Annotated in this window: 11 protein-coding genes; 1 reads left to right on the top strand and 10 read right to left on the bottom strand. The window is 70.1% G+C overall.

All coding sequences use genetic code 11. The annotated features are described in order from the left end of the window. Nucleotides 1–38: 38 nt before the first annotated feature. The 10 genes from HNR40_RS43075 to HNR40_RS43030 form a co-directional block, all read right to left on the bottom strand. The gene (locus HNR40_RS43075; protein WP_184972131.1) at nucleotides 39–845 is read right to left on the bottom strand and encodes a siderophore-interacting protein; all 807 of its coding nucleotides are present in this window, start codon (nucleotides 843–845) and stop codon (nucleotides 39–41) included. Further along, nucleotides 842–1453, bottom strand: coding sequence for a TetR/AcrR family transcriptional regulator C-terminal domain-containing protein (locus HNR40_RS43070; protein ID WP_184972129.1), 612 nt, complete (start codon nucleotides 1451–1453; stop codon nucleotides 842–844). Before HNR40_RS43070 ends, HNR40_RS43075 begins: the two co-directional genes overlap by 4 nt. A gap of 75 nt (nucleotides 1454–1528) precedes the next feature. Continuing rightward, nucleotides 1529–2122, bottom strand: coding sequence for a hypothetical protein (locus HNR40_RS43065; RefSeq protein WP_184972127.1), 594 nt, complete (start codon nucleotides 2120–2122; stop codon nucleotides 1529–1531). Next, nucleotides 2122–2706 carry an RNA polymerase sigma factor gene (locus tag HNR40_RS43060; protein ID WP_184972124.1) on the bottom strand — a complete coding sequence of 195 codons (585 nt, stop codon included), beginning with the start codon at nucleotides 2704–2706 and terminating at the stop codon, nucleotides 2122–2124. Before HNR40_RS43060 ends, HNR40_RS43065 begins: the two co-directional genes overlap by 1 nt. 43 nt (nucleotides 2707–2749) lie before the next feature. After that, on the bottom strand, nucleotides 2750–3598 hold the full coding sequence (locus HNR40_RS43055; RefSeq protein ID WP_184972123.1) for an endonuclease/exonuclease/phosphatase family protein: 849 nt from the start codon (nucleotides 3596–3598) through the stop codon (nucleotides 2750–2752). Next, nucleotides 3589–5487, bottom strand: a complete 1899-nt coding sequence (locus HNR40_RS43050; protein WP_184972121.1) for a hypothetical protein — start codon at nucleotides 5485–5487, stop codon at nucleotides 3589–3591. Before HNR40_RS43050 ends, HNR40_RS43055 begins: the two co-directional genes overlap by 10 nt. Continuing rightward, a complete protein-coding gene (locus HNR40_RS43045; RefSeq protein ID WP_184972119.1) occupies nucleotides 5484–6653 on the bottom strand; it encodes a Gfo/Idh/MocA family protein in 1170 nt (389 codons plus the stop codon). Before HNR40_RS43045 ends, HNR40_RS43050 begins: the two co-directional genes overlap by 4 nt. Then, nucleotides 6654–7865, bottom strand: a complete 1212-nt coding sequence (locus HNR40_RS43040; protein WP_184972117.1) for a beta-N-acetylhexosaminidase — start codon at nucleotides 7863–7865, stop codon at nucleotides 6654–6656. Continuing rightward, nucleotides 7862–9025 (bottom strand): Gfo/Idh/MocA family protein, encoded by a 1164-nt coding sequence (locus HNR40_RS43035; protein WP_184972115.1) that lies wholly within the window; start codon nucleotides 9023–9025, stop codon nucleotides 7862–7864. The genes HNR40_RS43040 and HNR40_RS43035 overlap by 4 nt, the downstream gene beginning before the upstream one ends. 143 nt (nucleotides 9026–9168) lie before the next feature. After that, the gene (locus HNR40_RS43030) at nucleotides 9169–10311 is read right to left on the bottom strand and encodes an ROK family transcriptional regulator (RefSeq protein ID WP_184972113.1); all 1143 of its coding nucleotides are present in this window, start codon (nucleotides 10309–10311) and stop codon (nucleotides 9169–9171) included. A gap of 424 nt (nucleotides 10312–10735) precedes the next feature. On the opposite strand from HNR40_RS43030, the gene tdh reads away from it, so the two are divergent. After that, nucleotides 10736–11761 carry an L-threonine 3-dehydrogenase gene (tdh, locus tag HNR40_RS43025; protein WP_184972111.1) on the top strand — a complete coding sequence of 342 codons (1026 nt, stop codon included), beginning with the start codon at nucleotides 10736–10738 and terminating at the stop codon, nucleotides 11759–11761. The last annotated feature ends 23 nt before the right edge of the window (nucleotides 11762–11784 follow it).

The following is an 11784-nucleotide window of genomic DNA, read 5'->3' as shown; positions in this document are numbered from 1 at the left end:
CCTCGCCGGCTCGACGGTGGTCATGTGAGGAGGGCTGGTCAGCCGGGGCTGGGGCGGCCGTGGCGCCAGTAGCCGATGAAGGCGATGTCCCGTTTCTCGATGTGCCGTTCGTTGACCAGGTGGCGGCGTACGCCGGTGGCCAGTTTCGACTCGCCGGCGATCCAGGCGTAAGAAGGCTTGCCCAGGTCAGGGGCATCCTTGACGGCTTGAAGGGCAAGGGCGCCGGGGACGGTGGCGGCGCCGTCGCGGGACAGCCAGGTCACCTGCACCCCCGCCGGACAAACAATGTCGCCACGGATGTCACCGGCCAGCGGAACTTCCAGGAACACCTGCCCGGTAAGGCCGGCGGAAGCCGTACCCAGGATGGAGAGGATCGCGGGGAGGGCGCTCTCGTCGCCTACCAGCAGTTGCCGGTCGGCGCCGTCGGGTGGGAGGTAGGTGTAGCCCTCGTCCATGATGCCCGCCGGGTCGCCGGGGCGGGCGCGGGCGGCCCAGGCGGAGGCGGGGCCCTCGTCGCCGTGCAGGGCGAACTCGATGTCGAGTTCCTGCTGGTCGGGGCGGTGGTCGCGGATGGTGTAGTTGCGGACCCACGGGCGGCGGGAGGCGGGCTGCAGCAGGGTTTCCGGCATCCAGGCGTCGTTCTTGAAGCTGGGCAGCCACAGGGCGGGCTGGCCTTCGCGTGGGAAGAACAGGCGGACGCCGTGGTCCAGGCCGGGGCTGGTGAAGTCGGCGAGGGCGGGGCCGCCCAGGGTCAGGCGGTTGAAGGATGGGCTCAGCTGGACGTTGGCGCGGACTTTCAAGGGCAGGGGGCGGCGGCCCTTGGCCCGCTTGATCTTGGGGATCATTCCTGGGCCTCGGCCAGCCGCAGGCGTACACCGTCGAGGAAGAGCTCCAGGCCGTAGGCGAAACGTTCTTCGGGGTCGGCGGTGATCAGGGCTTCGACGGCGCGGCGTAGTTCGGGTCCGGCCAGTTCGCTGCCGCGCCGCTCCCAGTCGCCGGCCTCGCGCTGGGCCTGTTCCTCGATGGTGTGGCCGAGCACGTAGTACATGGCGGTGAAGATCACCCAGGCGGCCCGGTCGAGCGGGAAGCCGGCGTCGGTGAGGATGCGCATGGCCTGGTCGCCGCCGCGCACGGTGTTCGGCTCCGTCACGTACGTGCCCGCCACCACGCGGGCGCCGTCGCGGTGGGCGAGCATGGCGCGGCGCAGGCGGTGGGCGATCTCCGCCAGCTGGGCGTCCCAGGGGGCGGGGGTGAGCGGGGTTTCGGTCACCTGGCCGACGATCCGGTCGGCCATGGCGCCGAGCAGGGCCTCTTTGTTGGTGAAGTGCCAGTAGATGCCGCCGGCCTGAACTCCCAGCCGCGCGCCGAGTTTGCGCATGGTCAGGCCGTCCAGGCCGTCGGTGTCGAGCAGGGCCAGCGCCCCGGTCACGACGTCCGCACGCTTCAGTTGCATGTGGGGAGTGTGGCACGGAACTTGAACACCGTTCAATCCTGAACGCCGTTCAAGTGAGCTATGTCACAGGTACGGTCAGTCGACCTCCAGAGGCGCGCCGTCGCTGTCGACCAGTTCGCACGGGGCCACGGGGCCGTTGGAGATGCCGGCCCAGATGCCGGCCACCACGTACCTGTCCTCCTTGCCCACCGCGAACATCAGCACGCCGGTCTGACCAGGACCGATCTTGGCGAGGTCGAGCTGGTAGCCGGGGTCGTCGCTCATGTCCACCGTGGGTGGGAAGACGGTGAGCTTGGACTGCTCCCGCGGCACCCAGCTGTCGCTGCGCTTCCTCGGGCTGCACTGCTTGCCCTGCGGCACGAAGTCGACCACCACGTCGTAGCCCATGCCCCGGAGGTTGGCCTCCAGGCCCTTGGGGTCGTTGGCCTCGTTGATGGTGACGGTGAGGGTGCCGTCGGGGTTCTTCTCCACGGCGTGGGCGGGGGTGCCGCCGCCCAGGACCAGCGGGAGGACCACAGCGGCGGCGGCGGCCACGCCCAGCACCGGGGCCAGGATCATCGGGCGCAACAGGTTACGGCGCGGCCGGGTCTGGATCTCTGCCATCACGAACTCCTTCAGGTCACGGTGACGGCCGCCGGAAAGGTCGCGCTCGTCCGGGAAGACGTTCATCAGGTGCTCTCCTTCACGGGCCGGACCGCGGTGCCGCGGTCACCTCTTACCTGTCGGCGGGTGGCGGCCAGTTCCAACTTCTTGCGGGCTCGGGACAGGCGGCTGCGGACCGTGCCCACGGGGACGCCGAGCGCCTCGGCCGCCTCCGCGTAGTCGAGGCCCGTGCCGACGCACAGGGCGATGACGTCCTGCTCGTGTTCGCGCAGCCGTACGAAGGCTTCGCGCACGTCGTCCAGGTGCTGGGCGTCGGCCACGCGGCCGATCAGCTCGTCGGCGAAGTCGGGGACGGCCTCGGGTCTGGGCATTCTGGCCATCGCGTCGCGGTGTCTTCTGGCGGAACGCCGCAGGTTGCGGGCCACGTTGGTGGCCACGCCCAGGAGCCAGGGGCGCAGGGAACCGCCTTCCGGTTCGATCCGCTCCCGCAGCCGCCAGGCTTCCAGGAACGTCAGCGACACCACGTCCTCGGCGGCCGACCAGTCGCCGGTCAGCCGGTAGGCGTGGTTGTAGACGGCCTTGGCGAACTCGTCGAACAGGTCGCCGAAAGCCTGCTGGTCTCCGTCCCGGATCCGGGCGCGCGTCGTCACATCCACACCTGGTACTGTCCGCGGGCTTGGCGGGGTTCCGAGGTTAGGCGTGAAGGTCGGTGATCAGCGCGGCGTGGTCGGAGTAGAACGGGCCCGGCGGGTGGTGGGGCAGGCGGTCGCTGACTACTTCGGAGTGCCGGACTTCGAGGCCCTTGGCGAAGATGTAGTCGATGCGTTCGGGGATGTTCACGTGGGCGCGGTCGGGCTGGGTGCTCCAGGTGTGGCCGGGGTCCTGGGAGACGGCGCGGAAGGTGTCGGTGTATCCGGCGTCCACCAGGATCTGGGTGGTGCGCAGGTGGGGCCAGTCGGAGGCGGGCAGCACGTTGAGGTCGCCGGCCAGCACCACCGGTGAACGGTCGCCGTCCAGCAGGCGGGGCAGTTCCTCGCCTACGATCCGGCTGAGCTCGGACAGCTGCACCTGCTCCGCCTGCCGGATCGCCTCGGGGGAAGCGCCGGAGGCGATCACGTCACCCAGCCAGGGCTCGGAGAAGTTGAGCCAGGTGATGAAGACATTGACCTCAACCCCGCCAAACAACCCGGAATCCCCAGAAAAGCCAGGATGGCCGGACAAGCCGGAATCCCCGGACAACCCCTGCGGGCCGGACACGCCGGGCAGGGCCACGCGGATGCCGCCGAAGCGGAAGTCGTCGAACGATGGCGGGAACACGTGCGTCACCGGCAACCGGCTGAAGATCCAGAGGTTGTCCCGGTCCCTGGCGGTGATCCGGGTCCCGGTATAGCCAGGCAGGCCGCCCAGGATGGTGTCGGCGGCGCCGTACGTCTCGATGGAGCAGAAGACGTCCGGGGCGACGGCGGCGACCTGCTCCACGATGAGGGGCAGGTCGGCGCGGCCGCCGTCCCAGATGTTCCACGACAGGACCCTCAACGCCACTCCAGCAGCACATACCCCCGGTGCGGAACGTCGGCTTCGACGTGCACGCGGCCCTCCGCGCGGCGCACGGGGACGGGCGCGGGCTCGGCGAGCGGGGTCAGGAGCGTCGCGGTGACGTCCTGGCCGAGGTCGACGACGGGGCGGGCGGGGTCGGCCGAGCCGTTGGCGATCGCCAGGCGCCAGCCCGTGCCGGTCCTGGCCAGGTGCGGCAGCAGGTGCGGGCCACCGGTGACCAGGGGAAACTCCGCGTTCAGGTAGCGGAGTGCGCGGTGGGCGAGTGACTGGCCGTCGTCGCAGCGGCCCAGCGCCTCGGGGGTGCAGGCGGCCAGGGTGACGACGCGGCCGCCGAGGCGGTTGGTGAAGGCGACGCGGCCGTCGCCCCAGTGTTCGCCGCGCGGGGTGAGGATCTCGGTCCAGATCTCGGCTCCGGGCAGGGCCGCGAGCCGGGCGACGGCGGGCTGCACGTTCACGCTGAGCAGCCGCCCGCTCTCCAGAACCCGCTCCATGCTGTACGGCTGCCGCGCCGGCGCGTCCCGCTCGGCCACCTCCTCCACGCGAACCCCGAGCAGTTCCCCGAACCCGCGCTCGGAGAGCACGAGCGCCGCGTGCCCGTCGAGCAGCAGCCCGCCGGACAGCAACCTCTCCACCTCGCCGGCCGGCACACCCCAGGCGACCTTGCCGAACACGGCGTTGACCGTGCCCACCCCGGCCTGGACGGGCACCCCGTAGGGCAGCAGGTACTCGGCCGCCCGCAGCGGGTCGGCCTGCAGGCCGTCGAGGCCGCCGTCGCCCCACACGTGGGCGGCGGTGTCGGGCCACCACGGCACCCCCACCCCATGTACCGAAACATCCGGACTGAACGCCCGGTCCACGGCCGGACGCGACCGCGACAACATCCGGCCCACCCGGGGATAGCGCTGCGGGTCACCGGTCACGAACGGATGCACGTCCAGCAGCAACCCGCCCGCACCGGACAGCCGGGCCGTCACCATCTCCGACCACGTCTGGGTGTCGGACTTGGTCCACTCGGTGTGGGGCCAGTTCTCGATCTCCGGCGCCACCTCCACCCCGGCGGGCCGCAGCCCTCGCTGCAGCTCCAGCATCGCGATCGAATACGAAAGCCGCCGCCCCGGCGCGTCCCCGTACGGCGCGAAGTGCGGCCGGTGTACGTCCACCCGGTCGAAGAACGCCGCCCAGTCCCGGCCCTCGACCGAGGCCACGCCCAGCCCGGAGCTCATCAGCCCGAGCTTGGCCCGGCCGGCCACGGCCTGCCGTACCAGATCGAGGACCTCCAGCTGCGCCTCGCGCCAGGTGCGCTGCAGCAGCGCGCGCCAGGGGTGCGGCGGGCCGGTGGCGGTGATCGCGGCGACCAGCTCCTCGCGGGTCGGCTTGTCACCGGCGAGCAGCGCGAACCGCTCCAGCATCTCGGGCTCGAAGCCGCCGCCCCAGGTCAGCGGGGCGTGGTTGTGGAAGCGGAAGTCGTCCTCCAGCCAGAGCACGCGGAAGCCCAGCCGGGAGAAACGCCCGTAGTGCCCGGCCAGCCAGTCGCGCCAGACCGGGCAGGCGAACGAGGCGGTCGCCGTCGCCGCCTCGCCCAGCGGCGAGATCATGGGCGCGAAGCCGAGGTCCTGCGTACGGCCACGGTCGGCGTGGCCGACGGTGACCCACGGGTTCAGGCTGGCGCCGATCCCGTGCGTGTCCAGCACGTCCTTCACCCCGGCCACGTGCTCGAACCACAGGTCCTCGCCGACGCCGACCGGATGGCCGGCGTGCAGTTCCTCGGAGCCGTAGATGAGCACGACCTCCTCGATCCCGTGCTCGGCGCAGTACTCCGCCAGCCTGGCCGGATCCCGGCCGGGCAGCACCTGGTAGCGGAGGTGGTAGGTCATGACTGCCCGCGGTCGAAGTAGGCCACCAGCTCGGGGTCGAGCGCCGGGATGTCGTACGGCATGCCGCCGTCGCGCAGCGACATCGTGGCCATGTAACCCGCTGCCACGCTCATCCGCGCGGCCACCGGCGAGGTGTCGGTCGCCCCGCCCTCCCGGACGAACCTGCAGAACTCGCCGATGATGCCCGGGTCGGCGCCGCCGTGCGTGCCCTTGGCCTCGGGGATCTTGTAGGTGATGTCGGCGTCGGCCCGGTAGTCGCTCGGGCCGGTGTTCCACACCTTGACCACGTCGCCGGGGTTGTCGCCGAAGTTCTCCAGGCGGCCCTCGGTGCCGATCACCGTGTAGTTGCGGAAGTAGTCGGGCGAGAAGTGGCACTGCTGGTAGGCGGCGATGACGCCGTTGTCCAGGCGCATGTTCATCACGGACACATCTTCCACGTCGACGACGTGGTTGAGATCGCGGCGGCTTGTAGGCGGCCAGTCGAACTCGCGCAGCCACCCCTCCGGCCTGGGCGTGTCCGGGGCGCGGCGAGGCAGGTCGCCGTAGACCATGAGGTCGCCGAAGGCGTTGACGCGGCTGGTGTAGCCGCCGGCCAGCCAGTGGATCACGTCCAGGTCGTGCGCGGCCTTCTGCAGCAGCAGGCCGGTGGTCTGGCGGCGGTCGGCGTGCCAGTCCTTGAAGTAGTAGTCGCCGCCGTAGGAGACGAAGTGCCGCACCCAGACGGCTTTCGGCTCGCCGATCACGCCCTTCTGGATGATCTCCCGCATCAGCCGGACCACGCCCATGTGGCGCATGTTGTGCCCGACATACAGCCGCGTACCGGTCCTGCGGGCCGTCTCCAGGATGTTGTCGCAGCCCTCGACCGTGATGTGCATCGGCTTCTCGAGGTAGACGGCCTTGCCCGCCTCCAGGCAGTCGACCGCCAGCCGCTCGTGCGTGTCGTCCGGGGTCGCCAGGATGATCGCGTCGATGTCGTCGCGTTCCAGCAGGTCACGGTAGTCCTCGGCGAGGAAGTCGGCCTCGAACCGCTTCGACTGGCGCTTGAGGACGGCCGGGTCGATGTCGCACAGCGCGCTCACCACCGACCCCTTGCCCGGCCGGTGCGCGGCCAGGTGCAGACTCGTCCGGAGACCGAGACCAACGGCTCCGATGCGCAGGTCTTCCACTTAGATCCCTTCTCGCGGGTACGGCGAGCCGTTCCACATCTTGCTGGCGAGGATGGCGAACGTCGGCCTGATCAGCCGGTCCACGTCCTGCTCGGTGTAGTCGAGTTCGGTCATGTCGTTCCACACCGCCGACATGGCGCCGCGCAGCAGCGGATGCCGGGGTTCGACGGACTTGCCGCCCGGGAAGACGTGCGGCTGCCACTCGCGGGCCAGGAACTCCGCGTCCAGCCCGTCCGGGTGGTAGTAGCCGGCCTTCGGGACGACGTAGAGCGTCTCGTCGTTGGTGTTGATGAACGGGTAGCCGTCCCTGATCGCCTCGACCGGGTCGTACCAGGAGTTGGCCCAGGTGTTGATCGTCACGTCCCGGTCGTAGCCGTCGGCGTCGCCGGTCATCCGGGTGAAGCTGCCCCAGGCGCGGGCCTGCTTGCCGTACGACCTGATGTGGGTGGCCATGGTGTTGAAGTAGTCGCGGAACAGGCCCGGGTCGGCGAAGTACTCGTCGGCGCCGAAGTGCACCGCAGGACCACGGAACCACGGGACGAACTCGTCGAACAGCTCCAGCATGAACGCGGTCGTCTCCGGCCGCGAGAGGTCCAGGTGGTCGCCTTCGCCCAGTTCGGGACGGTAGCGGGTGAAGGCCAGCGAGTGCGCGGGGCCGTCGATCTCCGGGATCAGCCGCACACCGTTGGCCGCGGCGACGTCCTCGAAGGAGTCCCAGTCGGCCCGCGTGTAGACGCCGTCGGCCGCCGACAGGCCGGGGAAGCGTTCGCTGGCCAGGCGGAAGGCGGCCTGGACGCCGTCCCAGCCGCCGCCGTCCTTCTTGAAGCCGTTGTCGTTGAGGTGGAGCTGCAGCTCGTTGAGCTTGAGCTCGCCCATGTGCCCGATCAGGTCGCGGATGTAGCCGGGAGTGAAGAAGCGGCGGCCGACGTCGAGCATGAAGCCGCGTACCTCGTAGTCGGGCCAGTCCACGGCCACGCCCACGGGCAGCTCGCCGTCGCGGGCCAGCGCCTGTTCGGCGGTGCGGGAGCCGTACAGCAGACCGGTGGGTGAGGGCGCCTCCACGACGGCGGCGTCGCGCGTGATCGTGAGGCGGTAGCCCTCCTCGGCGAAGCGCGGGCCGCCCTCGTCGTCACTCAGGCCGGGGACGAGCACGGTGCGGATCTCCGCGGGCCGGCAGACACCCTCGCCCGCCAGCCAGCGCCGGACGTTCACCGCTCCACCTGGCCGCGGTCGAAGTAGGCAACCAGCTCGGGGTCCAGGGCCGGGATGTCGTACGGCACGCCGCCGTCACGCAGCGACATCGTGGCCATGTAACCCGCGGCCACACTCATCCGCGCGGCCACCGGCGAGGTGTCGGTCACGCCGCCCTCCCGCACGAACCCGCAGAACTCGCTAACGATCCGCTCGTCGGAACCACCGTGTGAGCCCTTGGTCTCGGGCACCTTGTACGTGATGTCACCTTCGGCGCGATACCCGGTGGGACCGTGGTTCCACACCTTGACGTGACCGCCTTCGTTCTCCAGGCGGCCTTCGGTGCCGATGACGGTGTAGCTGCGGTTGTAGTCGGGCGTGAAGTGGCACTGCTGGTAGGCGGCGATGACGCCGTTGTCCAGGCGCATGTTCATGACCGAGAGGTCCTCGACGTCCACGACCGGGTTGAGGTCCTTTCGCGCGGCCGGCGGCCAGTCGAACTCCTTCAGCCACCCCTCCGGCCTGGGCACCCCCGGGGCGCGGCGGGGCAGGTCGCCGTAGACCATGAGGTCGCCGAAGGCGTTGACGCGGCTGGTGTAGCCGCCGGCCAGCCAGTGGATCACGTCCAGGTCGTGCGCGGCCTTCTGCAGCAGCAGGCCGGTGGTCTGGCGGCGGTCGGCGTGCCAGTCCTTGAAGAAGTAGTCGCCGCCGTAGGAGACGAAGTGCCGCACCCAGACGGTCTTGGGGTCGCCGATGTCGCCCCGCTGGATGATCTCCCGCATCAGCCGCACGACGCCCATGTGCCGCATGTTGTGGCCCATGTAGAGCCGCGTACCGGTCCTGCGCGCGGTCTCCAGGATGTTGTCGCACCCTTCGACCGTGATGTGCATCGGCTTCTCGAGGTAGACGGCCTTGCCCGCCCCCAGGCAGTCCACGGCCAGCCGCTCGTGGGTGTCGTCCGGGGTCACGACGAGGACGGCGTCGAGGTCGTCGCGTTCCAGCAGGTCGCGATGGTCTTCAGTGAGGTACGGCGAGCCGAACCGCTCCTCGGCCTTCTTCAGCGCGGCAGGGTCGGAGTCACAGAGGGCGGCGACCACCGAACCACGGCCCGGCCGGTGCGCGGCCACCGCGAGGCTGAGCCGCAGCCCGAGGCCGATGACCCCGATGCGTAGATCTTCCACTTGCCGCCGTCCCTTCAGGCTCCTTGACCAGTCCTGAAGGTTAGCGAGGATTTATGAAAGAATCTATAGAAAATCAGGCAGAAATTCCGGCGTAAGCGACACCAAGGCCGTGAACGACCCTGGAGATAAGCAACCCGGTAGCGTTAAAGCCCTACGGAGAAGAGGGTTCTGTCGGCGTGGTTGAGCGCCAGCCGTACCGCGCCCACCACGATCGACTCGCGGCCCAGCTCGGAGGCGACCACCTTGGGCGGGTAGAGGCAGACCCGGTCGAGATAGGCCTGGATCGGGCCGACCAGCAGCTCGCCGCCACGCGCGAGCGCACCGCCGATCACCACCATCTCGGGGTCGAGCGGGTTGACGATCGTGACCAGCCCCTCGCCCAGCTTCAGCGCGAACTGCTCCACCGCCTCCACCGCCGCCGGCTCCCCCGACCTGGCGCGCTCGAACGCGAACTCCGCCATGTCACTCGGCGCCCTCAGCTCACCCGGCTCGGCCGCCATCGCGTAGGCGATCACGCTCCCGAACGCCGACCAGTTGCCGTTGGGCTGCTCGCCCAGTTCACCCGAGGCCGCGTGGGCGCCCCGATAGGGCACGCCGTCGATGAGCAGCCCGAGCGCCAGCCTGTTGCCCGTGAACAGGTAGACCACGTCCCGGCACTCCTGCGCCACGCCCCGCCAGTGCTCGGCCAGGACGGCCAGGCGCATGTCGTTCTCCACCAGCAGCGGCGCGGAGAGAGCCTTGCGCAGCTCCGCCTGCAGTTCCAGACCCGTCCAGTCGCGCAGCCTGACGCTCTTGACCACGCGGCCCTCGCCGTCCACCACACCCGTGGTCCCGACCCCGACCGCCGCCAGATCCCCCGCCGTCAGCCCGAGATCGGCCGCGCTCTCCTCCACCAGCTTGACCACGGCCGCCATGCGCTCGCCCGCGTCCACCTCACGCGGCACCCCGGCCGAACGCGACCCGACCACGTTCCCCTTCAGATCCGCGGTCATGGCCCGGATCGTGGAGCCGCCGATCCCGATCCCCACCACGTGCCTGGCCGCCGCCCGGAACCGGTAGCGCCGCGCCGGCCGCCCCCGCTGCCGGTCGCCCAGCTCTTCCTCGCACTCCTCCGCCCAGCCCTCGGCCAGGAGTTCCTCCACGATCGCCTCGGCCGTCGGCCTGGACACCTTCGCCGCCTTGGCCAGCTCGGTGAGCGTGACGTCGTCGCCGGCCCGCAGGATCCGCAGGATCGCCGCCGAGTTGAGCCTGCGCAGAAGGGAGGCGTCGCCGCTCTGCTGTACCACCTGACCTCCACCCTCCTGGTTGAACGAACAGTCTACTTAGCCAACCTTGTTACGTAATCACAACCCAACCCCACCACCCCACAGACCCGCCCACCCCCAACCCCGGGATCCGCCGAGCGGGTGAACTCGTGGCGACACCCCCGGAGGCCCCCTCGGGTCGGCGGGGGCCTGGGGTGGGCGGTCTGCCCAAGGACGCGTGGGTGGTGGGGTTGCGGCCGCCGGGAACTCCGCTGGGCGAAGGGACACGGGGTGGTCCGGGAGGTGGGGGCGACACGCGGGGGAGGTCTGGGGAGCCGGGGGTGGGAATGGGGGGTCGGGCAGGGGCGTGAAGGTTCTCTGTGGGGGGAGTTAAGGAAACCTCGATGGACATGCCCGAAGCCCGCCGGGCACAGTGCGTAAGGTTCAGACGAGGGGGTTGGTTGCCATGAAGGCGCTGGTCAAGGAGCGGCCCGAAGAGGGGCTGTGGCTTAAGGACGTGCCGGAGCCGACGGTGGGGCCGGGTGAGGTGCTGATCAAGGTGCTCCGAACCGGCATCTGCGGCACCGACCTGCATATCCGGAAATATGATGACTGGGCGCGGCACACCCTTGATCTGCCGCTCATCGTCGGGCACGAGTTCAGCGGGCACGTCGTCGAGGTCGCGGCCGGGGTCGAGGACATCAAGGTCGGCGATCTGGTCAGCGGCGAGGGCCACCTCGTGTGCGGCAAGTGCCGCAACTGCATGGCCGGGCGCCGCCACCTGTGCCGCAACACGATCGGGCTGGGGGTCAACCGGGACGGCGCCTTCGCCGAGTACGTGTCGATCCCGGCCTCCAACGTCTGGGTGCACCGGGTCCCGGTCGACCCCGACATCGCGGCCATCTTCGATCCGTTCGGCAACGCCGTACACACGGCGCTGTCGTTTCCGCTGGTCGGCGAGGACGTGCTGATCACCGGCGCCGGGCCCATCGGGCTCATGGCCGCCGCGGTCGCGACCCACGTCGGCGCGCGCAACGTCGTGATCACCGATGTGAGCCCCGAGCGGCTGGATCTGGCGGGGAAGCTCGGGGTCACGCTCGCGCTCAACGTCGCGCAGACGCCCATCGCCGACGGGATGAAGCAGCTGGGGATGCGGGAGGGGTTCGACGTCGGGCTGGAGATGTCCGGCAATCCCCGGGCCATGCGCGAGATGATCGCCACGATGACCCACGGCGGGAAGATCGCGATGCTGGGGCTTCCGGCGGAGGAGTTCGCGATCGACTGGTCCACGGTGGTGACGTCGATGATCACCATCAAGGGCATCTACGGCCGTGAGATGTTCGAGACCTGGTACAACATGTCGGTGCTGCTGGAGAAGGGCCTCGACCTCTCCCCCGTGATCACCGACCGCTTCGGCTACCGCGACTTCGACGCCGCCTTCGACACCGCCGCCAGTGGCCGTACCGGCAAGGTCATTCTCGACTGGGAGTGAACGCCGCCCGCCGTACCAGATCT

It is taken from the genome of Nonomuraea endophytica, from assembly GCF_014203235.1.
Lineage (GTDB): Bacteria > Actinomycetota > Actinomycetes > Streptosporangiales > Streptosporangiaceae > Nonomuraea > Nonomuraea endophytica.
This window is presented reverse-complemented; position numbering and strand designations above follow the sequence as displayed.

Excerpts from the sequence above, each read along its gene's own strand:
- tdh (WP_184972111.1), top strand. The coding sequence starts at position 10,736 with ATGAAGGCGCTGGTCAAGGAGCGGCCCGAAGAGGGGCTGTGGCTTAAG.
- HNR40_RS43050 (WP_184972121.1), bottom strand. The coding sequence starts at position 5,487 with ATGACCTACCACCTCCGCTACCAGGTGCTGCCCGGCCGGGATCCGGCC.
- HNR40_RS43075 (WP_184972131.1), bottom strand. The coding sequence starts at position 845 with ATGATCCCCAAGATCAAGCGGGCCAAGGGCCGCCGCCCCCTGCCCTTG.
- HNR40_RS43070 (WP_184972129.1), bottom strand. The coding sequence starts at position 1,453 with ATGCAACTGAAGCGTGCGGACGTCGTGACCGGGGCGCTGGCCCTGCTC.
- HNR40_RS43065 (WP_184972127.1), bottom strand. The coding sequence starts at position 2,122 with ATGAACGTCTTCCCGGACGAGCGCGACCTTTCCGGCGGCCGTCACCGT.